General features: G+C 72.9%; 20 protein-coding genes, 1 pseudogene and 1 riboswitch. Of the genes and pseudogenes, 8 read left to right on the top strand and 13 right to left on the bottom strand.

Annotated features, from left to right (window positions below; genetic code table 11):
- Positions 1-245 precede the first annotated feature (245 nt).
- Positions 246-659, bottom strand: a complete 414-nt coding sequence (locus G3I41_RS00375; RefSeq protein ID WP_164398279.1) for a cobalamin B12-binding domain-containing protein — start codon at positions 657-659, stop codon at positions 246-248.
- 327 nt (positions 660-986) lie between these two features.
- Here G3I41_RS00375 and G3I41_RS00380 point away from each other — a divergent pair, with 327 nt between their 5' ends.
- Both G3I41_RS00380 and G3I41_RS00385 read left to right on the top strand, forming a co-directional pair.
- The gene (locus tag G3I41_RS00380; protein WP_164398280.1) at positions 987-1826 is read left to right on the top strand and encodes an alpha/beta fold hydrolase; all 840 of its coding nucleotides are present in this window, start codon (positions 987-989) and stop codon (positions 1824-1826) included.
- Positions 1827-2025: 199 nt separating this feature from the next.
- Entirely contained in the window at positions 2026-3486 is a 1461-nt protein-coding gene (locus tag G3I41_RS00385; protein WP_164398281.1) for a M23 family metallopeptidase, read from the top strand.
- A gap of 58 nt (positions 3487-3544) precedes the next feature.
- Here G3I41_RS00385 and pcrA read toward each other — a convergent pair whose 3' ends face one another.
- On the bottom strand, positions 3545-5983 hold the full coding sequence (gene pcrA, locus G3I41_RS00390) for a DNA helicase PcrA (protein WP_164398282.1): 2439 nt from the start codon (positions 5981-5983) through the stop codon (positions 3545-3547).
- 161 nt (positions 5984-6144) lie between these two features.
- Positions 6145-6295: riboswitch (cyclic di-AMP (ydaO/yuaA leader) on the top strand.
- On the opposite strand from pcrA, the gene G3I41_RS00395 reads away from it, so the two are divergent.
- The gene (locus tag G3I41_RS00395; protein WP_203599883.1) at positions 6294-7448 is read left to right on the top strand and encodes a C40 family peptidase; all 1155 of its coding nucleotides are present in this window, start codon (positions 6294-6296) and stop codon (positions 7446-7448) included. It overlaps the preceding riboswitch by 2 nt.
- Before the next feature lie 52 nt (positions 7449-7500).
- Here G3I41_RS00395 and G3I41_RS00400 read toward each other — a convergent pair whose 3' ends face one another.
- Positions 7501-7854: a hypothetical protein gene (locus G3I41_RS00400; protein WP_143623587.1), complete on the bottom strand. Its 354-nt coding sequence runs from the start codon at positions 7852-7854 to the stop codon at positions 7501-7503.
- Positions 7855-8163: 309 nt separating this feature from the next.
- Here G3I41_RS00400 and G3I41_RS00405 point away from each other — a divergent pair, with 309 nt between their 5' ends.
- Both G3I41_RS00405 and G3I41_RS00410 read left to right on the top strand, forming a co-directional pair.
- Positions 8164-9210, top strand: a complete 1047-nt coding sequence (locus G3I41_RS00405) for a C40 family peptidase (protein WP_164398284.1) — start codon at positions 8164-8166, stop codon at positions 9208-9210.
- A gap of 42 nt (positions 9211-9252) precedes the next feature.
- Positions 9253-10014: a GNAT family N-acetyltransferase gene (locus tag G3I41_RS00410; protein ID WP_164398285.1), complete on the top strand. Its 762-nt coding sequence runs from the start codon at positions 9253-9255 to the stop codon at positions 10012-10014.
- A gap of 15 nt (positions 10015-10029) precedes the next feature.
- Here the strand turns inward: G3I41_RS00410 and G3I41_RS00415 are convergent, their stop codons facing one another.
- Both G3I41_RS00415 and G3I41_RS00420 read right to left on the bottom strand, forming a co-directional pair.
- Positions 10030-10734 carry a response regulator transcription factor gene (locus tag G3I41_RS00415; protein ID WP_164398286.1) on the bottom strand — a complete coding sequence of 235 codons (705 nt, stop codon included), beginning with the start codon at positions 10732-10734 and terminating at the stop codon, positions 10030-10032.
- On the bottom strand, positions 10718-12016 hold the full coding sequence (locus G3I41_RS00420) for an ATP-binding protein (protein WP_164398287.1): 1299 nt from the start codon (positions 12014-12016) through the stop codon (positions 10718-10720). The genes G3I41_RS00415 and G3I41_RS00420 overlap by 17 nt, the downstream gene beginning before the upstream one ends.
- Positions 12017-12202: 186 nt before the next feature.
- Between G3I41_RS00420 and G3I41_RS00425 the strand changes: the two genes are divergently transcribed.
- Entirely contained in the window at positions 12203-13516 is a 1314-nt protein-coding gene (locus G3I41_RS00425; protein ID WP_164398288.1) for a PspC domain-containing protein, read from the top strand.
- The gene (locus tag G3I41_RS00430; RefSeq protein WP_164398289.1) at positions 13503-13766 is read left to right on the top strand and encodes a hypothetical protein; all 264 of its coding nucleotides are present in this window, start codon (positions 13503-13505) and stop codon (positions 13764-13766) included. Before G3I41_RS00425 ends, G3I41_RS00430 begins: the two co-directional genes overlap by 14 nt.
- Here the strand turns inward: G3I41_RS00430 and G3I41_RS00435 are convergent.
- The 4 genes from G3I41_RS00435 to guaA all read right to left on the bottom strand — a co-directional run bounded on the left by G3I41_RS00435 (position 13673) and on the right by guaA (position 18432).
- On the bottom strand, positions 13673-14194 hold the full coding sequence (locus G3I41_RS00435; RefSeq protein WP_164398296.1) for a DoxX family protein: 522 nt from the start codon (positions 14192-14194) through the stop codon (positions 13673-13675). The genes G3I41_RS00430 and G3I41_RS00435 overlap by 94 nt on opposite strands.
- A gap of 141 nt (positions 14195-14335) precedes the next feature.
- The gene (locus tag G3I41_RS00440; protein WP_343242021.1) at positions 14336-15601 is read right to left on the bottom strand and encodes a hypothetical protein; all 1266 of its coding nucleotides are present in this window, start codon (positions 15599-15601) and stop codon (positions 14336-14338) included.
- Positions 15602-15746: 145 nt separating this feature from the next.
- Positions 15747-16502, bottom strand: a complete 756-nt coding sequence (locus G3I41_RS00445) for a class I SAM-dependent methyltransferase (protein WP_164398290.1) — start codon at positions 16500-16502, stop codon at positions 15747-15749.
- A 343-nt stretch (positions 16503-16845) separates the two neighbouring features.
- Entirely contained in the window at positions 16846-18432 is a 1587-nt protein-coding gene (gene guaA / locus G3I41_RS00450) for a glutamine-hydrolyzing GMP synthase (protein WP_164398291.1), read from the bottom strand.
- Between the two features lie 336 nt (positions 18433-18768).
- Between guaA and G3I41_RS00455 the strand changes: the two genes are divergently transcribed.
- Entirely contained in the window at positions 18769-19077 is a 309-nt protein-coding gene (locus G3I41_RS00455; protein WP_164398292.1) for a chorismate mutase, read from the top strand.
- Between the two features lie 303 nt (positions 19078-19380).
- On the opposite strand, the gene G3I41_RS00460 is transcribed toward G3I41_RS00455, so the two are convergent.
- From G3I41_RS00460 to G3I41_RS00475, 4 genes and pseudogenes are all read right to left on the bottom strand, one after another.
- Positions 19381-21093: a peptidase gene (locus G3I41_RS00460; protein ID WP_164398293.1), complete on the bottom strand. Its 1713-nt coding sequence runs from the start codon at positions 21091-21093 to the stop codon at positions 19381-19383.
- 290 nt (positions 21094-21383) lie between these two features.
- Positions 21384-23216, bottom strand: a complete 1833-nt coding sequence (locus G3I41_RS00465) for a GMC family oxidoreductase (protein ID WP_164398294.1) — start codon at positions 23214-23216, stop codon at positions 21384-21386.
- A gap of 53 nt (positions 23217-23269) precedes the next feature.
- Entirely contained in the window at positions 23270-24901 is a 1632-nt protein-coding gene (locus G3I41_RS00470; RefSeq protein WP_164398295.1) for a succinic semialdehyde dehydrogenase, read from the bottom strand.
- 158 nt (positions 24902-25059) lie between these two features.
- Positions 25060-25710 (bottom strand): annotated as a pseudogene (locus G3I41_RS00475) (serine/threonine protein kinase); the annotation flags it as partial.

Genomic DNA, 25710 nt, shown 5'->3' on the forward strand with positions numbered 1-25710 from the left:
CGGCACGGCGCCCCGGGGCCAACGGCCGAACGCGCGCCCCGGTCCCCGGTCCGGGCTTCGGACCGGGCTTCGCTCCGTGCTTCGGCCCGGGCTCCGCGCCCCGGACCGGGCGTCGCTCCATTCTTCGGCCCGGGCTTTGACCCGGGCTTCGCTCCGTGCCCCGGCCATGCGACCGCAACCCCGCGCCCCGGCTCCCGGGCCCCGGGCCCCGGCTTCCGCGCCCCCCGCTCCCGGACCCCGGCGCCCTACGCCTCCGCCGGGTGGCGGACGTTCGCGTGGACCCAGTCGACGATCGCCGTGGTCGTCGCGCCCGGGGTGAAGATCTCCGCGACGCCCTGGTCCTTCAGGGGGGCGATGTCCGCCTCCGGGATGATGCCGCCGCCGAAGACCTTGATGTCCGCCGCGTCGCGCTCCTTCAGGAGTTCGATCACCTTGGCGAAGAGCGTGTTGTGGGCGCCGGAGAGGATCGAGAGGCCGATCGCGTCGGCGTCCTCCTGGATCGCCGTGTCCACGATCTGCTCGGGCGTCTGGTGCAGGCCGGTGTAGATGACCTCCATACCCGCGTCGCGCAGCGCCCGCGCGATCACCTTCGCCCCGCGGTCATGGCCGTCGAGGCCCGGCTTGGCCACCACCACACGGATCGGACCGGTCACACCCATCACTGCCTCCACATGCGTCTCCCGTGCCTGAAGGGCCGGGGATGTGAACGAACGTTATCCACAGCATCCCGCAAGCCGCCGTTTCGCGGTGAGCCGGGAGGGGGAAATCACACATGGGACATTGTTCACGGGCACCGGTTTCAGGGCCCGCGGTGGTTTCGCCGTGGGGGACCGGACGCCCGGAGAGCCGCATCGGGTCGCCGTATCACCGCGCCGTCAGCCGCACGGCACGGTGGTACGGGCCTCCGTCCGCACGGGCCGCCTCCGGCACGGCGCCCCGCCCGGACCTCCGCCGGCGCGGCGCCCGTCCGGAGCAGGAGGCCGACCATGAAGCCCCCCAGCCTGCCGTTCCCCGCCCCGCCGACCGCACTGCTGAGAGCGACCGCCCTGGAGCTCGTCGTGCTCGCCGGGCACGCCCTGCTGTATCCGACCGGGATCGCCGGTGAACGCCACCCCGGCCGGGATCCCGCTGACGACGGCGCCGAGCCCGCCCGCGCGGCCCTCGCACCCGCCGACCGGCCGCCTGTCGTGTTTCTTCACGGTTTCATCGACAACCGCTCCGTCTTCGTCCTGCTGCGCCGCTCCCTGGCCCGGCACGGCTGGACCCGCCTGGAGTCGCTCAACTACTCCCCGCTGACCAGCGACATCCGTACGGCCGCCGAGCTGCTGGACCGGCACATCGAGGAGATCTGCGCCCGCACCGGCCACCACCGGGTGGACGTCGTGGGCCACAGCCTCGGCGGCCTCATCGCGCGCTACTACGTGCAGCGGCTGGCCGGTGACCGCCGGGTGCGCACCCTCGTCACGCTGGGCACGCCGCACGCCGGAACCGCCGTCGCCCCGCTGGCCGGGGCTCTGCCCATCGTGCGGCAGATGCGCCGGGGTTCGGCCCCCGTCGAGGAGCTGCGGCTGCCCGCGCCCGGCTGCCGCACCCGGTTCGTCAGTTTCTGGAGCGAACTCGACCGGGTGATCGTCCCCGCCGAGGCGGCCTGCGTCGACCACCCGGACCTGGACGCGGTCAACGTACGCGTCACCGGTATCGGACACCTCGCGCTGCCGGTGCACCCGGCCGTGGCGACCGCTGTGCGCCGGGCGCTGGACGACGCGGAGCCGACCCGAGAGGCCGGGGCCGCCCCCGGGACCACCCCTTCCGCCCCCGCCGCCTAAATCGAACAAACTTCGAACCTAGAGCCAAGGCTCTGTGCTCTCGCCGCCGAAAGACGGCCGATTGCCCGCTTTCCCGTGCGCTCCGGAGCCGTCGAAGATTGTCGACGGCGGATACCGCCGGGTACAGTCGCCGCCAGTTCTCCCGGGGTACCCCACGGCCCCGGAACCTGGTCCTGCTGCCGAGGCGAGAGAGAAGTTGGTGAACGACCAGCACCCCCACGCCGGGTATGCCGGATACGACGGCTGCTCCACGGGCAGCTTCGAGACGGACCCGCTCTTCGGCTCCCTCCCCGGCACCGGCGTCGCCTACGACGGCGCCTATGACGCCTCGTACGACACCTCGCAGGGCTACGGCATCGCGTACACCGGTGGCGACAGCGGATACAGCGGCACGTACGACACCACCCATTGGGGCACGGGCGCGCACCACGGCTACCAGGCCCCGCAGCACCCGCGGTACGACACCGCCCAGTACGACGGAACGCCGCAGTACGACACCGCCACCACCTGGCTGCCGACGGAGGGCTACGCCCCCGGCATCCCGTCCCAGGGCGGCGCCCCGGACTCCTCCGGCCAGTGGGACACCGCCACCTGGACCGCCGCCGCCGCGACCGCGTGGCCCTCCGACGACACGGGGACGTACGACACCGGCGTGTACGACGCCACCGCCTGGAACACCGGCGCCACGCCCGGGCACGAAGAGCAAAATGTGCAAAGCCCGCCCGCCTCGAACGAAGCCGAACAGGCCGACCCCCCGGAGTCGTACGAGACGCACGAGACCTACACGTCGTACGACGAGCACGGTTCCCACGACCACGACCCGTACGAGCCCCACCACCGCGCCGACGACGCGTCGGACGTCGCCGCCGAGCCGCACCCCGACCTCGCCCCCGCCGAGCCCCGCCGCGGCGGTGGCCGCAGCCGCAGGCGTTCTCCCGCGAAACGTTCCGCGCTCCTCACCGTCGCCGTTCCCTCCGCCTGCGTGATGAGCGTGGCCGGGATCGCCGCCGCCTCGGTGGGCGGGATGGGCGGGGACGACACCAAGAAGGACGCGACCACCACCATGGCGGCCGCCGACCCCGGCACGGTCAAGCCGGTCGCGGCCAACAACCAGCTGGACACCCAGCTCGCCAACCTCAGCGCCGACGCCGAGAACTTCGCGGACCGCGCCAGCCGCACCCAGGAACGCATCGACCTGAAGCAGCGGCAGGCCGCCGAGAAGAAGAGGCGCGACGCGGAGGCCGCCCGCAAGGAGGCCCTGCGCCCCAAGTTCGTGCTGCCGGTCAAGCAGCACGGTCTGAGCGCCTACTTCGGCCAGGCGGGCGTCAACTGGATGTCCGTGCACACGGGCATCGACTTCCCCGTCCAGTACGGGACCCCGGTGATGGCGGCGACCGACGGCACGGTCCGTACGCAGTACAACAGCGCCTACGGCAACATGGCCATCGTGACCATGGCCGACGGCACGGAGACCTGGTACTGCCACCTCAGCAGCACCCGTGTCCGCTCGGGCCCGGTCAAGGCCGGCGACGTCATCGCGTACTCCGGGAACTCCGGGAACTCGACCGGCCCGCACATGCACTTCGAGGTGCGGCCGGGCGGCGGTGCGGCGATCGACCCGCTGCCGTGGCTGCGGAGCCACGGGGTCAACCCGACCTGAGCCGGGAAGAACGGCAGCGGCGGCCGGAGCCTCGGGGGCTCCGGCCGCCGTCGCGTGCTCAGAGCTTCTGCACCGGCGCGTACCGCAGGAGCAGCTTCTTGGGGCGGTCGTCGCCGAAGTCGACCGTGGCCTTCGCCTGGTCGCCGACCCCCTCGACCGCCGTCACCGTGCCGAGGCCGAACTGGTCGTGCGTGACCCGGTCGCCCGCGACCAGCGTGATCGTCGGCTTGTCCGAGGTCCGCCGGGTGGCGAAGCCGGAGGGGCCGGAGCGGGCGCGGGAGGCGGAGAGCGACGAGGTGATCCCCGAGGTCGGGCCCGCCGGGGCGGCCATCGGGCCCTTCCGCCTCCAGTCCAGGTGCTGGTCCGGGATCTCCTCCAGGAAGCGCGACGGCGGGTTGTACGAGGGCTGGCCCCAGGCGCTGCGCATGGCGGCCCGGGTCAGATACAGCCGCTCGCGGGCACGGGTGATGCCGACGTACGCGAGGCGGCGCTCCTCCTCCAGCTCCTTGACCTGGCCGAGCGCCCGCATGTGCGGGAAGACGCCGTCCTCCAGGCCGGTCAGGAAGACGACCGGGAATTCGAGGCCCTTCGCGGTGTGCAGGGTCATCAGCGTGATGACGCCGGAACCGTCGGTGTCCTCGTCGGGGATCTGGTCGGAGTCAGCGACGAGCGCGACCTGCTCCAGGAACTCCGCCAGCGTGCCCGCGCCCTCCTCCTCGCCCCGGCCCTGCTCGAATTCGAGGGCGACGGCGGCGAGCTCCTGGAGGTTCTCGATGCGGGTCTCGTCCTGCGGATCGGTGGACGCCTGGAGCTCGGCGAGATAGCCCGTACGCTCCAGGACCGCTTCCAGCACCACGGCGGGCCCGGCGCCGGACTCCACGACCGTGCGCAGCTCCTCCATCAGCGTGTTGAACCGCTTCACGGCGTTGGCGGAGCGGGCGGCCATGCCGTAGGCCTCGTCCACGCGGCGCAGCGCCTGCGGGAAGGTGATCTTCTCGCGCAGCGAGAGCGCGTCGATCATGGCCTCGGCGCGCTCGCCGATGCCGCGCTTGGGGACGTTGAGGATGCGGCGGAGCGGGACGGTGTCCTCGGGGTTGGCGAGGACCCGCAGGTAGGCCAGGACGTCCCGGACCTCCTTGCGCTCGTAGAAGCGCACGCCGCCGACGACCTTGTACGGCAGGCCGACGCGGATGAAGATCTCCTCGAAGACACGGGACTGCGCGTTCGTCCGGTAGAAGACGGCGACGTCGCCGGCCTTCGCGTCGCCCGCGTCGGTGAGGCGGTCGATCTCCTCGGCGACGAACTGCGCCTCGTCGTGCTCGGTGTCCGCGACGTAGCCCGTGATGCGGGCACCGGTGCCGGCCTTGGTCCAGAGGTTCTTGGGGCGGCGGCTCTCGTTGCGCTCGATGACCGCGTTGGCGGCGGACAGGATCGTCTGGGTGGAGCGGTAGTTCTGCTCCAGCAGGATCGTCGTCGCGTCCGGGTAGTCCTCCTCGAACTGGAGGATGTTGCGGATGGTCGCGCCCCGGAAGGCGTAGATCGACTGGTCCGCGTCACCCACGACGCACAGCTCGGCGGGGGCGTTCTCCGGACCGGCCGGGCCGACCAGCTCGCGTACCAGCGTGTACTGGGCGTGGTTGGTGTCCTGGTACTCGTCGACGAGGACGTGCCGGAAGCGGCGGCGGTAGTGCTCGGCGACGTCGGGGAACGCCTGGAGCAGGTGGACCGTCGTCATGATGATGTCGTCGAAGTCCAGCGCGTTGGCCTCGCGCAGCCGGGCCTGGTACATCGCGTACGCCTGGGCCAGGGTCTTCTCGAATCCGTCGGCGGCCTGGCCCGCGAAGGTCTCCTCGTCGATGAGCTCGTTCTTGAGGTTGGAGACCTTGGCGGTGAAGGACTTCGGCGGGTACCGCTTCGGGTCCAGCTCCAGGTCGCGGCAGACCAGGGCCATGAGCCGCTTGGAGTCGGCCGCGTCGTAGATCGAGAACGAGGAGGTGAAGCCGAGCTTCTTGGACTCGCGGCGCAGGATGCGGACGCAGGCGCTGTGGAAGGTCATGACCCACATCGCGTTGGCCCGGGGCCCGACCAGCTGCTCGACGCGCTCCTTCATCTCGCCGGCGGCCTTGTTGGTGAAGGTGATCGCCAGGATCTGGCCGGGGTGGACGCCCCGCTCGGCCAGCAGGTGGGCGATGCGGTGGGTGAGCACCCTGGTCTTGCCGGACCCGGCGCCGGCGACGATGAGCAGGGGCGACCCGGAGTGCACGACGGCGGCGCGCTGCTCGGTGTTCAGCCCGTCGAGCAGCGCCTCGGGGTCGATGACGGGCCGGTGCGCGCCGTCGCGGTAGTACGCGTCACGGGCCGGCGGGGGCCCGTCGAACACGCCCGCGAACAGGTCCTCCGGCACCGCTTCGGGTGCGGGGTCCTCGGGGGGCGGCGGGGGCGCGTCCTCGTCCTGCTGGAGGCCGGCCAGGAAACTGTCGTCAAAGAGGCTGCTCATCGCTGTCCGAGTCTAAGGCGCCCGACTGACACCCGGCCCCCGTCCGGAAAGGTCACGGAAATGTATCGGGCATATCGAACACCAACCTTCACAGCGGCACCATGAGTTGGCTAGCGTGCACGTTCGGACGGCCCGTACCCCCAGAGGCGACCCACGCCGAGCGGGCCACCACGCCGAATCCGGGCCCGCCCGGAACCGGGGACCCACACGCAGTACCGGGGTGAATCGGTCCTTCCCCACCGGACCGTAGGGCAGCCTTCCGTTCCGCCCGAACCCGACAGCTAACCCGGTAGGCGGTCCACGGAAGGAGATGCCGGCCTTGGCGTCGCATCGCAAACCGCGCACCCGGGTGCGCTCCACCGTCCCCGCCGTCGGGCTGACCTCGGCCGCGCTGGCCTCCGTGACACTGCTGTCCTCGCAGAGCGCGATGGCCGCCCCCGCGCCGAAGCCGAGCATCGAGGAAGTCCAGCAGAAGGTGGACGACCTCTACCGGCAGGCCGGCAACGCCACCCAGAGGTACAACCAGGCCAAGGAGGCCACGGGCAAGCAGAAGTCCGAGGTCGACAGGCTGCTCGACGACGTGGCCAAGCGCACCGAGAAGCTGAACGACGCCCGCAGGACGCTGGGCAACTACGCCGCCGCCCAGTACCGCAACGGCGGCCTCGCGCCGACCGCCACCTTCTTCCTGGCCGACGACCCGCAGTCGTTCTTCGACCAGACGCACCTCATGGACCGCATGGCCGAGCGCCAGCAGCAGGCGGTCACGGAGTTCCGTACGCAGCAGACGAAGGCGTCCGAGCAGCGCGCCACGGCCGTGGCGAGCCTGGAGACGCTGACCCGGTCGCAGGCCGCGCTGCGCACCAGCAAGCAGAACGTCCAGACGAAGCTGACCGAGGCCCGGACGCTGCTGTCGAAGCTGACCGCCGAGGAGAAGGCGCGCCTGGCGGAGCTGGAACGCAAGAAGGAGGCGGAGGCGAAGCGGAAGGCGGCGGAACTGGCGAAGAAGCAGGCCGCCGCCAGGAAGGAAGCCGAGCGGCAGGCCGAGAAGTCGGGCGGCAGCGGTACGGAGGCGGGCTCGGGCTCCGCCGCCGGCTCCGGCTCCGGCTCCAGCGCGTCCACGAAGGCGGAGAAGGTCCTCGCGTTCGCCCGCGCCCAGATCGGCAAGCCGTACGTCTGGGGGGCGACCGGCCCCTCCTCGTACGACTGCTCGGGGCTGACGCAGGCGGCCTGGAAGGCGGCGGGCGTCGACATCCCGCGCACCACCTGGGACCAGGTGAACGTCGGCACGCGGATCGCCACGGCCGACCTGCAACCCGGTGACCTGGTGTTCTTCTACGACGACATCAGCCACGTCGGGATCTACAAGGGCGACGGGATGATGATCCACGCGCCGAAGCCCGGGGCGAACGTGCGCGAGGAGTCGATCTACTACATGCCGCTCTACGGGAGCGTGCGCCCCGCCTGACCGGGGAAGAGGGCCGGCCCGCGCGCGGGCCGGCCCTCTCGCGTACCGCCGCTCAGGTCCAGAGCGTGGCGATGAAGATGTTCGCCAGGGTCAGCGCGCCGACCGCCGCGAAGAACCCCTTCTCGACCTTCTCCTCGTCCCGCTTGACGTAGACGAGCCCCAGGATCACGACCAGGAACAGCAGCTTGATCCCGATCTTGACGTTGTTCACGGGGTGGTCGTCGGCCTGGTCCAGGCCGACCAGGGCGATGCCGGTGACGAGCATGGTCAGCGCGCCGTGCAGCATGCCGGGGACGAAGCGGGCGGTGCCGGCCTTCATCGCCTTCATCTGACCGAGGAAGCCGCCGAGCAGGGCGGCGATGCCGATGATGTGCAGGGCGACGACGAAATCGATGAGTACGCGCATGGTTCCGCACCCTAGAGCCCTCCCCTCGGATCGCTCCGGGCAGGGTGGGGGCTACGGGTCGCTTGAATGATGAATGCACTTTTTGCCTGATTCCGTGCCCCTTTTCCCGGTCACTCACGTTCCACAGGCGGCCATCCGGCGACAATGCCACGCCAAGAGCAGGCAATAGCAGTCATAACGACACCTTCCCGTGACCTCGGATTAGCGTCCCTTCCCGGTGGCCGTGGACCAGGACCGTCCTCGCCGGCCGCCGGAGGAACCCCGCCGGTACACCCCGCCGGGCCGTCGCACGGAAGGACGCCCGCCCCCGTGGCAGCGCATCGCAAACCCAGGCAGCGCCTCACCACCGCCTCCGCGGCCCGCACCGCGGCGACCCTCGCCGTCGCCGGAGCCGCGACGGCCGCCGTGCTGCCGGGAGCCGCGCACGCGGACCCCGCGCCCACCGCACGGCAGGTCAAGGCCCAGGTGGACCGGCTGTACCGGGAGGCGGAGGTCGCCACCGAGAAGTACAACGGCGCGAAGTCCGCGGCGACCGCCGCCGCCGAGTCGGTCGACGCCCTGCGCGACGAGGCCGCCCGCAGGACCGCCCGCCTCAACAGCGCCCGCGACGTGCTCGGCGCGTACGCCGCCGCGCAGTACCGCTCCGCCGGGATCGACCCCTCCGTGCAGCTGGCGCTCTCCTCCGATCCCGACCAGTACCTGCGCCGCGCCACCTACGCGGAGCGGGCCGGCGAGCGCCGGGCCGCCGAGGTGCGCTCGGTGCGCCGCCAGGTCGCGGAGATCGCCCAGGTACGCGCCGAGGCGGCTGGGAAGCTCACCGAGCTGGCCGCCCGGCAGAGCGCCCTGAAGGAGCACCGGGCGACCGTCCGCGCCAAGCTGGCCGAGGCCCGCCGCCTGCTCGCCGGCCTCACCCCGGCCCAGCGCGCCGCCTACGACGCCTCCGAGAACGGGCGCGGGACCGGCCACGCGGACCGGAGCGCACCGCGCGGTGCCGTCGCCGCGCCCAACGCCCGCGCCGCCCAGGCGGTCGCCTTCGCGTACAGCGCGCTGGGCAAGCCGTACGTGTGGGGTGCGACGGGGCCCCACTCCTTCGACTGTTCCGGGCTCACCCAGGCCGCCTGGCGCGCCGCCGGGGTCTCGCTGCCCCGGACCACGTACACCCAGATCAACGCCGGGCAGCGCGTCCCGCGCTCCCAGCTGGCCCCCGGGGACCTGGTGTTCTTCTACTCGGGCGTCAGCCATGTCGGCCTGTACATCGGGAACGGACGGATGATCCACGCACCGCGCCCCGGGGCGCCGGTCCGGATCGCGCCCATCGACGAAATGCCCTTCGCGGGGGCGACCCGGGTGGCATAGGCTCCGGCCTCTTGACCTCAACGCCCCGAAGGACACCCCGACATGCCGATGGACGCCGACGTCCAGACCCATGCCCGTACGCTCACGCTGCGATCCCCGGACCACGTCCGCGTCGGGCCCTTCGTGATCCGCTACAACCCGAACTGGTCGCTGAAGTACGCCAACTACGCGATCCCGGACCGGGGCGCCGAACCGACGCCCGGCGAACTCGACGCGCTCATAGCGGCGTTCCGCGAGCGGGACCGGATGCCCCGCCTGGAGTTCCTGCCCGGCTGGGCACCCGCCGTCGAACCGGCGCTGCTCGCCGCCGGGTTCACCGTCGAGAACCGCGCCCCGATCCTCGCCTGCGCCCCCGGCGGCCTGGTGGAGCCGAAGCCGGTCGCCGACCTGGTCGTGGCCGAGCCCGCCACCGAGGCGGAGTTCGCCGCCGCCGCGCTCGTCCAGCACCTGGGCTACGGCGGCGAGGGCGAACCCGAGGACGGCACGGCGGAGTGGCTGCGGAACGCGGCGGCGGGCGGCGGGGTCGCGGCGCTCGCGACCGTGGACGGCACCCCGGCGGGAGCGGGCGGCTGCTCGGTCCCGGTGGACGGCCTCAGCGAGCTGGCGGGCCTGGCGGTCGGCGCGGAGTTCCGCCGCCGGGGCATCGGCGCCGCGCTCTCCGCCCATCTGACCCGCACCGCGTTCGAGCGGGGCTGCCGGGTGGTGTGGCTGGAGCCGGGCGACCCCGACGTGGAGCGGATCTACGCGTCGATCGGCTACCGCCGGATCGGCGAGAAGCTGAACATCTCGCTCGACCCGGCCTGATCCGGACGAAGGGTCTCAGACGAGCCGGCGCGCCGTCGCCCAGCGGGTCAGTTCGTGGCGGTTGGAGAGCTGGAGCTTGCGCAGCACCGCCGAGACGTGGGACTCGACCGTCTTCACGGAGATGAACAGCTGCTTCGCGATCTCCTTGTACGCGTAGCCCCGGGCGATCAGACGCAGGACCTCGCGCTCGCGCTGGGTCAGCCGGTCCAGGTCCTCGTCGACCGGGGGCGCGTCCGTGGAGGCGAAGGCGTCGAGGACGAAGCCGGCCAGGCGGGGCGAGAAGACCGCGTCGCCGTCCTGGACCCGGAAGACCGAGTCGACCAGGTCCGTGCCGGTGATCGTCTTGGTGACGTAGCCGCGGGCGCCGCCCCGGATGACGCCGATGACGTCCTCGGCGGCGTCCGACACGGAGAGCGCGAGGAAGCGCACCGGGTTCTCGGCGGCGCCCATCAGGGGCGCGCAGCGGCGGAGCACCTCGACTCCGCCGCCGCCGGGGAGGTGGACGTCGAGGAGGACGACCTCGGGGCGGGTCGCCGTGATGACGGTGACCGCCTGGTCGACGTCGGCCGCCTCGCCGACGACCTCGACCCCGGTCTCCTCGGTGCGGCCGATCTCGGCCTGTACGCCGGTGCGGAACATCCGGTGGTCGTCGACGAGCACGACTCGTACCCGGCGCTCCGGGTTCTCCCGGCCCCCGGTCGCCTCACTGGTCCCGTTCATCGCTCGTCCTCTCCATCTCAAGCTCGACCTCGGTGCCCCCGCCGGGCACCGAACGCAGCCGGGCCGTGCCGCCGTTGCGCTGCATCCGGCCGATGATCGATTCTCGTACGCCCATTCTGTCCCCCGGTACGGAGTCCAGGTCGAATCCCGGGCCCCGGTCGCGCACGGAGACGAAGACCGTGCGGCCCTCGACCTCCGCGTAGACCTGGACGGCACCGCCCTCGCCACCGTACTTGGCGGCGTTGACCATCGCCTCGCGTGCGGCCTGCATCTGTGCGGCCAGCTTCTCGTCCAGCGGGCAGTCGCCGACGACGACGACCTCCAGCGGGACGCCGTGCTTGTCCTCGACCTCGGCGGCGGACCGTTTGACGGCCTCGGCCAGCGTCTCCGGCTCGTCGTCCTCGTCCTTGCCGGTGCCCTCGGGGTTGTACAGCCAGTTGCGCAGCTCGCGTTCCTGGGAGCGGGCCAGCCGGCGGACCTCGCCGGCGTCGTCGGCGTTGCGCTGGATCAGGGTGAGGGTGTGCAGCACGGAGTCGTGGACGTGGGCGGCGACCTCGGCGCGCTCCTGGGCCCGGATGCGCATGAGGCGTTCCTCGGAGAGGTCCTGGGTCATGCGGACGAGGTAGGGGCCGGCGAGGAGGGCGATGCCGGTGAGCACGGCGATGGCGGCGGTGATGACGTTGCCGAGCTGGGCGGCGGAGCCGCGTACGACCATGAAGACGGCGAGCCCCAGGCCGACGAGGGCGACTCCGGCCAGGGCGCGGGCCACCTGCAGGACGCGGCGGCGGCGGCCGACCTCCATCCAGCGGGCGCGCCGGGCGTTGTCGGCCTGACGCCACACCAGGACGGAGCCGGCGCCGATGAGGAGGCTGGGCCAGATGTAGCGGTCGGCCTTGCTTCCCATGTCGACGTTGCCCACGAAGACGGCGGCGCCGAAGAGCAGTGCGATGAGGGCGAAGACCTGGCCCTTGTCGGGCTTGCGGAGCCGGCGGGTGCCGTCGGGGGCGGTCTGGAAGACGGAACTGGGTCCGTCCACACCGCCGACGCCGAGCGGGACGACGATCCAGAACACCGCGTACAGCAGGGCGCCGAGGCCGTCCGCGAAGAACAGGCCGAGGAAGACGAACCGGAGCCAGGCGACCGGGAGTCCGAGGTGTCCGGCGAGTCCGCGCGCCACTCCGCCCAGGAGCCGGCCGTCGGCGCTGCGGTACAGCTTGCGCAGCGGGGGCTCCTCCGGGTCGGGGGCGTGGGAGCTTGCGGCTCGGGTGGTGGCGGCGGGCATGGTCCGATCGTCACATGCCCGCGCGGGTGAGGACATCAGGGTCGGCCCCCAGTTAGACCCTGAGACAGCTGGGACGCGGGGGCGGGACGGGGCCCGGCGCCCCTGAGAGGCGGACGGGGCAATATCAGGGACCGGCCAGGGTCGGGGCGGGTGCCGGTGGGGCTCGGGGGCCGTCACCATGGAGCCATGACCGTTCCCCAGGACGCGCCGCCCGGCGCCGCACCGCCGACCCCCGAGCCCGCTCCGCGCCTGCACCGCAGCCCGCGGCACAAGGTGGTGGCAGGGGTGTGCGGCGGGCTCGGCCGGTACTGCGACGTGGATCCGGTGATCTTCCGCATCGTGCTCGGGGTGCTGTCGGTGACCGGTGGCTTCGGGCTGATCTTCTACGGCTTCGCCTGGCTGCTGATCCCGGCGGAGGGCGAGGAGGAGAACGAGGCGCGGCGGCTGCTGTCGGGGCGGGTCGAGCTGGCGGCGCTGAGCGCGGTGCTGTGCGCGCTGATCGGCTGCGGTCTGTTCCTGTCGATGCTGGGGAACGGCGGCACACTGGCGTTCTCCGCGATGCTGTCGGTCGCGGTCCTGGGCTTCTCCATGTGGACGCAGGCCCGCAAGAAGGCCGGTCCGGAGGACCCGCTGCACCAGGCGGCCGCGCAGGCGGCGTCGGAGGCGCCGCCCGAGGTGAAGGCGCCGCCGGTGCTGTCGTGGCCGTCGTGGTGGCGCGACCCCATAGTCAAGGACGGGTCGACCGGGAAGGTGGCGATCGGCTACCTCTGGGGACCGCACGACGCCACGGGCCTCGGCGAGCCGCGCGGGGCGACACCCGACGCCCCGTTCCGCCCGCCGCCGCCCCGGTCGCGGGAGGTGCGGGGACCGCGCTCGATCGCCGGCCCGGCGTTCCTCGGCGCGCTGCTCGCGGGCGGTCTCGGCACGGGGCTGACCTGGGAGTCCCAGCCGCTGGGCACGAGCCTGGAAATCGGCCTGGCCGCCGCGCTCGGGGTGTTCGGCCTGGCGATGCTGGTCAGCGCGTTCGTCGGACGGACCGGCTTCGGCACGCTGCTGCTGGCGATGATCACGTCCGGGCTGCTGGTGTGTGCCGCGTCGCTGCCCAAGGACATCGGCACGGACTGGGTGCGTGAGGAGTGGCGCCCGGCGTCCGTCGCCGCCGTCCAGCCGTTGTACGCGATCGGCGCGGGCCAGGCCGAGCTGGACCTGACCCGGATCACGGTGCCCAAGGGCGAGACGGTGCGGACCCGGGTGGAAGCCCGCGCGGGCCGGGTGCTGGTGCACGTCCCGCCGGAGGTCACCGTCCGGGTGCACGCCCGGACCCGGTTCGGCGCGCTCGTGGTGGTGGACGGGCGGCACAAGGGCGATCTGGACATCCGCGCCACGCAGGACCAGCGCAAGACGCTGTCGCCGGCCGAGGGCAGCACCCCGGGCGGCACGGTCGACCTGGATCTGGAAGTGGACTACGGACAGGTGGAGGTCAACCGTGCCGCGTCATGAGTTCCGGCCGGGCCGGGCCGTCACGGGCCTGGTGATGCTGGCCCTGGCCGCCGGATACGCGGCGGACGCGGCGGGCGCCTGGGACGCCCCGCCGCAGTTCTTCATCGCGCTGTTCGGCGGCGGGCTGTGGACGGCCGCGTGGGCGACGTGGATCGGCTACCGCATCCGCCGCCGGCGCGCCGCGAAGAGCGCGTCCAGCGAGAGCGACGCCGCCCCGCCCAGCAGCAGCGGCAGCCACGCCATGAGGTAGATCAGGTCGTTGCCGAGGTAGTACGGGGAGACCTGCCAGCTGACGGTCAGCCACAGGCTCAGCGAGATGAGGGCGCCACCGAGCGCGGCGATCCTCGTCCACAGGCCGAGGAGGGTGCCGATGCCGACGGCCAGCTCGCCGATGGCGATCGCGTAACCGAAGCCGGACGGGCTGTTCAGCGCCAGGTCGACCAGGCCGGGGATCGCGGCGGAGTCGCGCACGGCGTGCATCTGCTCGCCGATCGACCCCGGGCCCGTGGCGTGGAAGAACGCGCTGTCGGTGAGCTTGTCGAGCCCCGCGTACAGGAAGGTGACGCCGAGGAAGATCTGCAGCGGCAGCAGGGCGTGCTCCCGCGCCAGCTCCCGCAGGCTGCTGCCCTCGCCCTGGACACGCCCCAGGCCCCGCCCGTTACCGCCGTACCCGTACATGCTGCTCCCGCCTTCCGCGGCCGTGCCGTCGCTGCGGCCGCCCGGTCGCGGCCACCGGACCGTACGGCCCGTCACCCGACCTTACGTACGAACGCGGCGAAAGCGTTCAGCGCGGTCCCGGTTCGCGGGAGGGGCGCCGGCTCAGTCGGTGACGTCGATGGCGACCGGGGCGGTCTCCGTGCCCGCGGCCGTCACGACCTGCACCTCGACCACGCCCGGCTCCACCTCCACCGGCACCGGAACGGTCAGCAGTGTGTCGGAGGGGTTCGCGAAGCCCCCGGGGACCGGCACCAGCGGGACATGGACGTGCACGGTCCCGATCCGCACCACGACCCGGGCCAGCCGGTCCGGGGCCCCCGCGCCCGGCGGCACGAACCCGGCGCCCCGGATCTCGATGTCGTCCCCGGTCCGGATGGGCGCGTCCAGGTCGCCCGCCTCCCGGGACCGGACGACGGAGAGCACGACGGGCCGGCCGCCCTCGCCGTACTTGCCGGTGAAGTAGACGGCCGCCGACACCGCGACCAGGAGGGCGAGGCCCCACGGCAGGTCGGGCAGCTGCTCGGGCCTGCGGGCGAGGCGGACCGCGGCGAACACCACGGCGACCGTGGACACCAGCACGTACTGCACGTCCGTGAAACCGCCGCGCCCCGAGTCGTCGGTGAGCAGGTCCGCCGCGCGCGGCCGGTCGGCGCGCAGCTTCTGGAGCCGCCCGGACAGCACCCGTACGCTCACCACCCGGCGCACGGCCACCGCCACGGCGCACACCAGCGCCAGCACCGCCACGATCCCGGCGCCGCGCGCCAGGTCCAGCCCCTCGATCAGCTCGTCGCGCCGGGCGTGCCCGGAGGCGGCGGCCAGTTCGAGGGCGAGGACGAGCACGGAGAACACGGCGAGCAGCACCCAGGACGCGGCGACCGCACGGGAGGTGGAGAGCCGGTTGTCCTCGCCGATCAGCGGGGCGAGGAGGCCGCCGCGGGCCCGGTGGACGTGGGCGGCGGCGGTCAGGAGCGCGGCGGTGACCAGTCCGGCGACGAGTCCGGCGGTACGGGCGTGGGTCCAGCCCGCCCCGATCGCGGTGGCGGCCTCGGCGAGGGCGAGGACGGCGAGGCCGCCCCAGACGACGACCAGGGTGCGCTGCCACACCCGGTACAGCCAGGCGTCCCCGGCCTCGCGGCCCCGGTCGGCCACCTCGCGCGCGGACTCGGTCAGCTCGTCGGAGACCCACTGCCGGGTCGCGGACGCCGACTGGGCGACCCCGGCGGGCAGCCCCTGTCCGGCGGCGAACTCGTCGCGCTTGGCCAGGAAGGCGGCCACCGCGCGCCGGTGTCCCTGGCGCGCCCCGTGCGGGCAGTCCCCGCAGGTGCAGCCGCCGCCGTGCGCGCCCAGTCGTGCCTCGTCCAACGCCACGGAGAACGCCGCCCTTTCCCACCCCTGCCGCCACCCCGGGGCAGCCAACTCGTCTGTGAACGCAGCGAATTGTGCCGTACCGGGCGGCGGGCTGCCGCATCGGGGCGCACCGGAGGGGCATCTTCGTCAGCGTGTTCGATACCGCTCAGGCGCTGAGGACGAGGTAGGCCAGGCCGAGCGTGCCCCGATAGCCGCCGTAGTAGCCGGTGCGCCGCTCGTCCACGGCGGCGACGACCCCGTCGTGCAGGGGGTGGTCCGGGTGGGCCAGGGCCCAGCGCTCGCCCCGGCCGATGTTGGCGTGCGACTCGAAGAGGTCCCATTCGCGCCGGTCGGCGGCGGTCACCTGGAGCGCCCGCAGCCCCGCCGCCTCGGCCTGCCGGATCAGGTCGAGCAGCGAGCCGAAGTCCCCGGGCCCGGCGCCGAGTCCGGCCAGCGCCGCCTCGTCCGGCTCCCGCTCCCAGAACCCCTCGCCGAACAGGACCCGTCCGCCGGGCCGTACGGACGCCCGCAGCGCGGCCAGGGCCTCGGCGGTGCCGCCGGGCCAGGCGTGCGAGGCGCCGATGGACACGGCGAGGTCGTAGTGCTTCTCCGGCCACTCGGCGGCGGGGGTCTCGTGGAACCGTACGCGCTCCGCGAGGCCGCGCTCCGCCGCGAGTGCCCGGCCGCGGGCGACGGCCTCCGGGTCGGTCTCGACGCCGTCCCCGGTGCTTCCCGGGGCGGACTCGACGAGGCGCATCAGCAGCTCGCCCCAGCCGCTGCCGAGGTCGGCGACGCGTGCGCCGGGGGCGGGGGCGCAGGCGGCGATCAGCTGGGCGGCGTGCTCCTCGGAGAGCGGGGTGTTCCAGGTCAGCAGGTCGTTGTGGGCGGCGGACATCAGGGCGCGGATCTTTTCGGCGGACATGGGGGCGGAGCGTGTCATGGGGGGCCGGCGCGCGCCACGGGTTTTCTGGGGGCGGGTGCGGGTGGGGTGCGGGGGTGGGTGCGGGCGCGGGGGCGCGCCAGCGGTGCGCCTGCGGCGGGCCTGTTCCCCTACCCGCCCCTTCCCGAAACCGGGGCTCCGCCCCGGGCCCCGCTCCTCAAGCGCCGGAGGGGCTGGTTTTCCGCGGCGGGCGGGTTGGCCGCGGCGGGCGGGTTGCCGCGGCGGCTGGGTTCCGGTCGGCGAGGCGGCCGTAGAAGGCCCGGATACGGCGATGCCGCCGCCCGGTGCGTCGGGCGGCGGCGTCGTCAGAGGCTCAAGGGGAGGGTCACTCCCACTCGATCGTCCCCGGCGGCTTGCTCGTCACGTCGAGCACCACGCGGTTGACGTCGGCGACCTCGTTGGTGATGCGGGTGGAGATCTTCGCCAGGGTCTCGTACGGCAGCCGGGACCAGTCGGCGGTCATGGCGTCCTCGGAGGAGACCGGGCGCAGCACGATCGGGTGGCCGTAGGTGCGGCCGTCGCCCTGGACGCCGACGCTGCGGACGTCCGCGAGCAGGACCACCGGGCACTGCCAGATGTCGCGGTCCAGGCCGGCGGCGGTCAGCTCCTCGCGGGCGATGGCGTCGGCCTCGCGCAGCAGGTCGAGCCGGTCCTTGGTGACCTCGCCGACGATGCGGATGCCGAGGCCGGGACCGGGGAAGGGCTGGCGCTGGACGATCTCGTCCGGCAGGCCGAGTTCCTGGCCGACCATCCGGACCTCGTCCTTGAACAGCTGGCGCAGCGGCTCGACGAGCTCGAACTCGATGTCCTCGGGGAGCCCGCCCACGTTGTGGTGGGACTTGATGTTGGCGGTGCCGGTGCCGCCGCCGGACTCCACGACGTCCGGGTAGAGGGTGCCCTGCACGAGGAAGGCGACCTCGGGGCCGTCCTCCTGGAGGATCTCCAGCTGGGCCTGCTCGAAGACGCGGATGAACTCGCGGCCGATGATCTTCCGCTTCTGCTCCGGGTCGGACACGCCGACCAGGGCGTCGAGGAAGCGCTTCTCGGCGTCGACCACCTTGAGCTTCGCGCCGGTCGCGGCGACGAAGTCCTTCTCGACCTGCTCGGTCTCGCCCTTGCGCATCAGGCCGTGGTCGACGTACACGCAGGTGAGCTGGGAGCCGATGGCCTTCTGGACGAGGGCGGCGGCGACAGCGGAGTCCACGCCGCCGGACAGGCCGCAGATGGCGCGCTTGTCGCCGACCTGGGCGCGGATCGCGGCGACCTGCTCCTCGATCACGTTGCCCGTGGTCCAGGTGGGCTCGATACCCGCGCCCCGGTACAGGAAGTGCTCCAGGACCTGCTGGCCGTGCGTGGAATGCATGACCTCGGGGTGGTACTGGACGCCGTAGAGCTTCTTCTCGTCGTTCTCGAAGGCGGCGACCGGGACGACGTCCGTGGACGCGGTGACGGTGAAGCCCTCGGGGGCGGCGGAGCAGGCGTCGCCGTGCGACATCCACACCGACTGCTCGTCCGGGGTGCCCTCGAAGAGGGTGGAGCCGGACTTGGAGACGGTGAGCGGGGTGCGGCCGTACTCGCGGGCGCCGTTGTCGTCCACGGTGCCGCCGAGCGTGGTCGCCATCAGCTGGAAGCCGTAGCACATGCCGAAGACCGGGACCCCGGCCTCGAACAGCGCGCGGTCCAGCGAGGGCGCGCCCTCGGCGTAGACGGAGGAGGGGCCGCCGGAGAGGATGATCGCGCGGGGGTTCTTGGCCAGCATCTCGGCCACCGGCATCGTGGACGGGACGATCTCGCTGTAGACCCGGGCCTCACGGACGCGGCGGGCGATGAGCTGGGCGTACTGCGCGCCGAAGTCGACAACCAGGACCACGTCGGTGGTGGTGTCGGGGGCGGCGGGGGGTACTGCTGGCACGGGCGGCCTTCCGGCGGTGGAGAGGGGTCGGTCCTCCAATTCTACCGGCGGCCGGAAGTGACCGGCCCCGGTCCGGGCCGCCACCCCGGGGGGTGTGCGGCGTCTCACGATCCGGGCCGGGCGTGGGCCCTGCGGGCGCGGGGGTCCATACTGGCCCCATGCGTCAGCACACGACCTTCGTCTTTACCTATGGCATCCGGCCCGCCGGCTGCCATGGTCGTGCTGCTTGAGCAACTGACAAGCAACGTTCCAGGCGCCCCGGGCCGACAGGCCCGGGGCGTTCTGCGTTCCGGGCCCGTCCGGCCCCGGGGTGCCGCATCTCACCGGGAGACCGCCATGAGCAGCACCACCACCCCCGCCGCGACGACCGGCGCCGAGGCGACCGGCGCCCGTACCGACGAGGCCGCGTCCCTGATCGGCGACGCCCGCACCCGTATTGACGCCCTCGACGACCGGATCATCGGGCTCGTCCAGGAGCGGATGGCGGTCTCGGCGGTGATCCAGGAGGCCCGGATGACGTCGGGCGGCCGCCGGGTCAGCCTCTCCCGCGAGACGGAGATCCTGGTCCGGTACCGCGAGGCGCTGGGCAAGCCGGGGACCCCGCTGGCGATGACGCTCCTGGAGCTGTGCCGGGGCCGGGTCTGAGCGGCGCTCCCCCGGCGTATCCCCGTTCGGGCGGAGTCTCACCCGTACGGCGCGTGACCGGGTCACGCGCGGCTTCGTTGGTCCCGGTGTCCGCGTCGGCCAGGGGCGGACCTTCAGGGGAACCACACGTGGCTCCGCCGGGGTGCGTGGCGTACCGCGTGTACGCCGTGGGACCGCGCACCGGCGTGCGTGACCGGTCGGCAGGGGACAGCAGCCCGGTCACATCGGAGGACCGCCAGGTCTCTCCAGGGAAACGGCCGGCTCCGGGGACGCCCGGGGCCGGCCGTTTCTCGGTGTGCGGGGTCAGCGCGCGGCCCGCCGCCTCGACACGGTGACCAGGACGCCGCCCGCGGCCAGCGCGACGAGGGCCGCGCCGGACGCGGAGAGCGCGACGGTGCCGGTGGAGGCGAGCGCGCCGCCCCCGCTGCCGGAGCCGGTGGTGCCGGAGCCGCTCGCGCCGGTGGTGCCGGACGAGGACGAGCCGGAGCCGGTCGTGGCACCGGTGGTCCCGGATCCGCCGGTGTCGCCGGAGCCCCCCGTGGCCGTCGAGCCGCCGCCGTCGGAGCCGCCCGTCGCGGCGTGCGCGTCCTCGCCGTTGAGCTCCACCGACGCGGTGTTGTTGGCGGGCTCCGGGTCGAAGGGCAGCGCGGGCGCCTGGAGGTGGGTATTGCGGACGACGACCGCGCCCTTGCTGCCGGGGTCCGCCGAGACGAGCTTCAGCCGGAAGGGGAGGGCGAAGTCGGCGTCCTCCAGGACGGACATGGGCGTGGAGCAGAAGTAGCGCGGGGCCTTCTCCTGGTTCTCGCGGTACGCGCCGGACGCGGTCACGCCCCGGCAGGCGTCCGGCTGGGAGACGACGTAGCTGCCGTGGGGCACGGTGAAGTCGACCGTGGCGACGTCCTCGCCGGAGCGGATGTACCCGATCCAGGCGGGGCCCTTGTTGCGGAAGCCCAGGGTCACGTCGACGGTGTCGCCCGGCTTGCCGGCGGCCTTGTCGCCGTAGGCCGCGAAGTCGGCGGTGTTCGTGGTCCGGAAGTCGGCGTCCTGCTGGTTGTCCGTCGGGTCCAGGTCGGCCGAGCGGACGGCCGGGGCCTCGCGCAGGGTCAGCTCCGCGCCCTTGCCGGGGCTGAAGCGGGCCCCGGAGCGCAGCGCCGCCCGGGCGTCGGTGCCGTCCTCGTTGATCCGGTAGAGGAAGCTGTCGTAGAGCGCGCGCTCGGTGGCCCGCAGCACGGGCGGCACTTCGAGCGTGTACGTGGCGCCGGGCTCGAAGCTGCCGGGGAAGGTGCAGAGCGCGGTGGACCAGGCGCCCGGGCCCATGCCCAGGTCCTCCTCGCTGTACTCGCAGTTCTGGTAGCGCTCGGTGAATTCCAGGCCGCGCGTGTTGCGCAGGGTGAGCAGGACGCCCCGGGCGGCGCGGGTGCCGTTGTTGGTGAAGGTGACGGGCACCGGCTGGCTGTCACCGGGCTTCAGCTCCGTCCTGAGCGGCAGCCGCTTCATCGACAGGTCGGGCCCGCCGATCGACACGTGCGCGGTGAACGGCCGGAAGGTGGCGCCCTCCGCCTCGGCGGTGACCTCGATGGTGCCGGAGTCGCCGTCCTCGCTGCCCTCGGCGGCGCTGACCCGGAGTTCGGCGAGGGTGTTCAGACCGGGCCGGATCCCGTAGTCGTGGCAGACGGCGGTGGTCCCGGTCCGCTCGCAGTCCGGGCCGGCTTCCTTGCCGAAGGACACGTCCGCGACGCCCGCCAGCTTCCCGAAGTCGAAGCGGACGGTGTACTCCTGCGCGAAGTCCCCGTTCTCCTCGTCCTCGGACGGGTTGGTCACCGTGATGTCGAGGCTCGTCTTCCGCGGGGAGCCCGTGGCCGGAGAAGGGTGCAGGGCGGTCTCGGCGGGGCCGCCGATCGTGAACTCGGGGTCGGCCGCCTGCGCGGGGCCGCTCAGCGTGAGCAGACCGCCCGCCAGCAGGCCGGCCGAGGCGACGATGCCCGCCGCACGGCGGAACGGGGTCGTGCTTCTCATCTCGGGCCCTCGGGGTCGTCGGGAGCTGTGTGACCGCTGTGGCGGCGACAGGGGGTACGACCGGGGGCGCCGGGGAAAAGTTGCCCGGAATCAGATCACGGATCGGGCACGGCCGGCGAAACGATTCCGGAGTGATCCACCTCACATAAGGATTTCATCAGTACGGGGACAACCATCGGGGCGTCCGACAGGTCATGCATGCGGAACACCGGTTGTCGGTTGTCGCACGACGGACCGGTTACAGCGTGAGGGGCTGCACTGGGAGGGGGGTGCAGCCCCTTCTGCTGCCCTCAGGCCGTCTCCGCCTTCTTCGGCGGCACCGCGGGTATCCCCAGGAACGGCAGCCTGAGCGCGCCGAACGCCTCCTTCGGGACCGCCGGCGCCTGCGGCTCCACCGCCGTCAGCCGCTCGTACGCCTCGCCCTGCGCCGGGCGCGTGTCCGGCTCGCCCTTGTTCGGCCAGAACGACATGGCGCGCTCCGCCTGGGCGGTGATCGTCAGCGACGGGTTCACGCCGAGGTTCGCGGAGACCGCCGAGCCGTCGACCACCGAGATGCCCGGGTGCCCGAACAGCCGGTGGTACGGGTCGATGACGCCCTCGTCCGCGTCGGCGCCGATCGGGCAGCCGCCGAGGAAGTGGGCGGTGAGCGGGGTGCCCATCAGCTCGCCGATGTTGGACCCGGGGAAGCCGTTGATCTCCTCGGCGAGCAGGGTCGCGCTCTGCGTCGCCTCGGCGATCTGCGTGGGGTTGGGCGCGCCGTGGCCCTGGCGGGCGGTGAGCAGGCCCTTGCCGATGCCGCGCGGTTTGCGGTAGGCGGTCAGGGAGTTGTCGAGCGACTGCATGACGAGCCCGATGATGACCCGCTCCGACCAGCGCCGGTTGGAGAGCGAGCGGACGGCGATCGTGGGGTGCTTGACCAGGTTGCCGAGCCAGGCGCGGACCCGGTGGGCGCTGAAGGGCACCTGGACGATGGTCATGCCGCCCATGGCGTTGGAGCCCTTGCCGTAGCGGACGGGCTCGATGTGGGTGTTGGCGTCGGGGTGGATGGAGGAGGTTATGGCGACGCCCTTGGTGAAGTCGGGCTTCGTACCGTGCTTCCGGCGGTAGCGCCGGTCGGAGGTCTGGGCGCCGACCAGGCCCTCGGAGTTGGTACGGGTCAGCTCGCCGAGCCGCGCGGAGAGGCGGGGCAGCAGCCCTTTGTCCTTCATCGTGTGCAGCAGGGTCTGAGTGCCGTACGTGCCCGCCGCGACGACCACCTCGCGGGCGCGCAGGGCCGTGGGCTTCGCCTTCTTGCGGCGGTCGGTGGGCACGGTGGCGACGCGGTAGCCGCCCTCGGGGTGCTCGGTGACGGCGACGACGGAGGTCATGGGGTGGATGACCGCCCCGGCCTTCTCGGCGAGGTGGAGGTAGTTCTCGTTGAGGGTGTTCTTCGCGCCGTGCCTGCACCCGGTCATGCACTCGCCGCACTCGGTGCACGCCTTGCGTGCCGGGCCCGCCCCGCCGAAGTACGGGTCCGGCACCGTCCCGCCGGGCTTCGCGCGCGCGGTGCCGTCCGCGTCCTGCCCGTCGCCGAAGAAGACGCCGACCGGGGCGAGGTGGAAGGTGTCGCCGACGCCCATGGCCTCGGCGGCCGCCTTGAGGTGGACGTCGGAGGGGGTCGTCGTGGGGTTGAGCCGGACCCCGAGCATCCGCTTGGCCTGGTCGTAGTACGGCGCCAGCTCGTCCTGCCAGTCCGTGATGTGCGCCCACTGCCGGTCCTCGAAGAACGGCGCGGGCGGCACGTACAGCGTGTTGGCGTAGTTCAGCGAGCCCCCGCCCACCCCGGCACCGGCCAGCACCATCACCTTGCCGAGCAGGTGCACGCGCTGGATGCCGAAGAGGCCGAGGGCGGGCGCCCAGAGGTAGTTCTTCAGGTCCCAGGAGTTCTTCGGCAGGGTGCCCGGGGTGAAGCGGCGCCCCGCCTCCAGGACGCCGACCCGGTACCCCTTCTCGGTCAGCCGCAGCGCAGAGACCGCGCCGCCGAAGCCGGACCCGACGACGATCACGTCGTAGTCGTACGCGGCGTCGTCGTCGGCCGCACCGGCCGGCCGGTCCTGATTCTGGGCAGGGCTGTCCTGGGACATGGCACTCCTCGGTACGAAAAGGACAGAAGTGGTGCGGGGGCGGGGCGGGGGCGTCAGCGCAGGCGGAACGCCTTCATCGCCTTGAGGCTGCGGGTCATGAACGCGGCGTACTTCTCGTCGTCCATCCCGAAGGACGGGGCGAGCGGGATCAGCCGCTGCTGCGCGACGGTCTGGGCCTCGGTGTACTTGAGGATGCCCTCGGAGCCGTGGCGCCGGCCGAGACCGGAGTCCTTCATGCCGCCCATCGGGGACTGCACGCTGCCGTACGCGGGGGCGTACCCCTCGTTGATGTTGACGGTGCCGGTGCGCAGCCGGGCGGCGATCCGGTGGCCGCGCTTGGAGTCCTTGGTCCAGACACTGGAGTTCAGGCCGTACGGGGTGGCGTTGGCCAGCTCCACGGCCTCGTCCTCGTCGCGGAAGCGGTAGATCGAGACGACCGGGCCGAAGGTCTCCTCGGTGCACACGGCCATGGGCGCCTCGACGCCGTCCAGGATCGTCGGCTCGTAGAAGAGCGGGCCGATGTCCGGGCGGGCGACCCCGCCGGCCACCAGCCTGGCGCCCTTCTCGACGGCCTCGGCGACGTGCCGGCCGACGGTCTCCAACTGCCGTTCCCCGACCAGCGAGCCCATGTCGGCGCCGTACGCGAGGGCGCTGCCGAGCCGCATGGCCTTCGTCCGGGCGGCGAACCGTTCCACGAAGTCGTCGGCGACCGACTCGTGGACGTACAGCCGCTCGATGGAGATGCAGAGCTGGCCGGCCGAGGAGAAGCAGGCGCGGACGGCGCCGGCGGCGGCCTTCTCCACGTCGGCGTCCGCCAGGACGAGCATCGCGTTCTTGCCGCCGAGCTCCAGGGAGACCCCGACGAGCCGGGCCGCCGCGCCCTGGGCGACCTCGCGGCCGGTACGGGTGGAGCCGGTGAACGAGACGTAGTCGGCGTGCTTGACGACCTCCGGGCCGACGACCGGGCCGTCACCGAGGACGACCTGGAAGACCTCGGCCGGGAGCCCCGCCTCGATCAGCAGGTCGCGCGCCCACAGGGCGGTGAGGGCGGTCTCGGTGTCGGGCTTCATCACCACCGCGTTGCCGGAGACGAAGGCGGGCAGCGCGTCGCCGACGGACAGCTCCAGCGGGTAGTTCCAGGGGGCGATCTGGCCGACGACGCCGCGCGGCTGACGGAGCTCGGTGACCTTGGTGAGCGTCGGCACGACCCCGGTGTGCCGCTTCGGCTTCAGGTACGCGGACGCCCTGCGGCCGTAGTGCCGGGCGGCGACGGCGACCGCCTGGACCTCCTCGTGGGCGTGCAGCCGGGCCTTGCCGGTCTCCAGCTGGATGAGGTCGAGGACCTCGGACTGGCGGCCGATGACCAGGTCGTGGAAGCGCAGGAGCACGGCGGCCCGGTCCCGGACCGGCAGGGCGGCCCAGGCGGGCTGGGCGGCGCGGGCCCGCTCGAAGGCGGCGGCCACGTCCTCGGGGGTGGACTCCGGCAGGTCGGCCAGCTTCTCGCCGGTGAACGGCGTGTGGTTGGCGGTGCGGCCGGAGCCGGAGACGCCGCGGGTCAGCCGGGCGACCACCTCGGGCGTCACGACATCGGCGGCCGTGCGCACGCCCGCGGGGGCGGCGGCCACGGGGTTGGTGCCGGCCGTGGCGGCGGCGGGGGACGTGGGGGCAGCCTGCGAGTCCGTCATGAGGGCGAGAGTACGTCGGCGGGGAGGCTTTGGGTACCCGTGGGTAACACCTTTTCACGGTCTCTCCCGGAGTCCCGCCACGCCCCCGCCGACTCAGCCAGTGATCACTGGCGACATAAGCACTGATCAGGGGCTATGGCTCGACCCGAAGGCCGGCGCTACTGCTCGTCCGGGGCGCGCCAGCTGCGGAGGATCGCGTTGAACCGGTCCCGGGTCTCGTCCCAGTCGTCCGCCGGGCCCGTCATGTACAGCGCGTACTCCGGGCCGCCGTCCTCCGCGAGGTACATCTGGTCGATCGCGTGCCGCGCCTCGCCGTTCTTCTCGGTCCAGGTGAACTCCCAGACGGACCCGACGAAGTCGCGGTAGACGTTGCTGTTCAGCTCGATCCGCTTGTAGTCCGGCAGCCGGGTGCTCAGCTGCTTCTCCAGCCCGATCATGTGGTCGTAGGGGTGGTCGTAGTCGGGCGCCGGGTCGGCGCTGACCCGGAGGTAGTGCACGCCGCCGTCGGGGGTGTAGTCGATGTTGTTCTCGTTGACCACGCGCTTCCAGCCCTCCGGCAGCAGCACGCTGAATCCGGACGGGTCCACGACGCGCCGCCAGCCGTCCGGCACGTCCTGCGTCACGGTGCTCCCCGAGGGGCTCGGCGTGGGCGTCGGGGTCGGGCTCGGCGTGACCGGCCCCGGGGTGCGGGTGCCGTGCGTGGCCGTGGAGCCGCCCTCGGCGCCGGCCGCCTCCGTGCGGTGCGCGTACAGCATCGCGGCGATCCCCGCGCCGCCGCCGAGCACCGCGGCCAGGACGATGACCAGGAC

It is taken from the genome of Streptomyces sp. SID9727, from assembly GCF_010550605.1.
Classification (GTDB): domain Bacteria; phylum Actinomycetota; class Actinomycetes; order Streptomycetales; family Streptomycetaceae; genus Streptomyces.

Excerpts from the sequence above, each read along its gene's own strand:
- G3I41_RS00470 (WP_164398295.1), bottom strand. The coding sequence starts at position 24,901 with ATGACGGACTCGCAGGCTGCCCCCACGTCCCCCGCCGCCGCCACGGCC.
- G3I41_RS00445 (WP_164398290.1), bottom strand. The coding sequence starts at position 16,502 with ATGTCCGCCGAAAAGATCCGCGCCCTGATGTCCGCCGCCCACAACGAC.
- G3I41_RS00395 (WP_203599883.1), top strand. The coding sequence starts at position 6,294 with ATGCCGGCCTTGGCGTCGCATCGCAAACCGCGCACCCGGGTGCGCTCC.
- G3I41_RS00465 (WP_164398294.1), bottom strand. The coding sequence starts at position 23,216 with ATGTCCCAGGACAGCCCTGCCCAGAATCAGGACCGGCCGGCCGGTGCG.
- G3I41_RS00455 (WP_164398292.1), top strand. The coding sequence starts at position 18,769 with ATGAGCAGCACCACCACCCCCGCCGCGACGACCGGCGCCGAGGCGACC.
- G3I41_RS00435 (WP_164398296.1), bottom strand. The coding sequence starts at position 14,194 with ATGTACGGGTACGGCGGTAACGGGCGGGGCCTGGGGCGTGTCCAGGGC.
- G3I41_RS00420 (WP_164398287.1), bottom strand. The coding sequence starts at position 12,016 with ATGCCCGCCGCCACCACCCGAGCCGCAAGCTCCCACGCCCCCGACCCG.
- G3I41_RS00415 (WP_164398286.1), bottom strand. The coding sequence starts at position 10,734 with ATGAACGGGACCAGTGAGGCGACCGGGGGCCGGGAGAACCCGGAGCGC.
- G3I41_RS00400 (WP_143623587.1), bottom strand. The coding sequence starts at position 7,854 with ATGCGCGTACTCATCGATTTCGTCGTCGCCCTGCACATCATCGGCATC.
- G3I41_RS00425 (WP_164398288.1), top strand. The coding sequence starts at position 12,203 with ATGACCGTTCCCCAGGACGCGCCGCCCGGCGCCGCACCGCCGACCCCC.
- G3I41_RS00375 (WP_164398279.1), bottom strand. The coding sequence starts at position 659 with ATGGGTGTGACCGGTCCGATCCGTGTGGTGGTGGCCAAGCCGGGCCTC.
- G3I41_RS00410 (WP_164398285.1), top strand. The coding sequence starts at position 9,253 with ATGCCGATGGACGCCGACGTCCAGACCCATGCCCGTACGCTCACGCTG.
- G3I41_RS00460 (WP_164398293.1), bottom strand. The coding sequence starts at position 21,093 with ATGAGAAGCACGACCCCGTTCCGCCGTGCGGCGGGCATCGTCGCCTCG.
- pcrA (WP_164398282.1), bottom strand. The coding sequence starts at position 5,983 with ATGAGCAGCCTCTTTGACGACAGTTTCCTGGCCGGCCTCCAGCAGGAC.
- G3I41_RS00380 (WP_164398280.1), top strand. The coding sequence starts at position 987 with ATGAAGCCCCCCAGCCTGCCGTTCCCCGCCCCGCCGACCGCACTGCTG.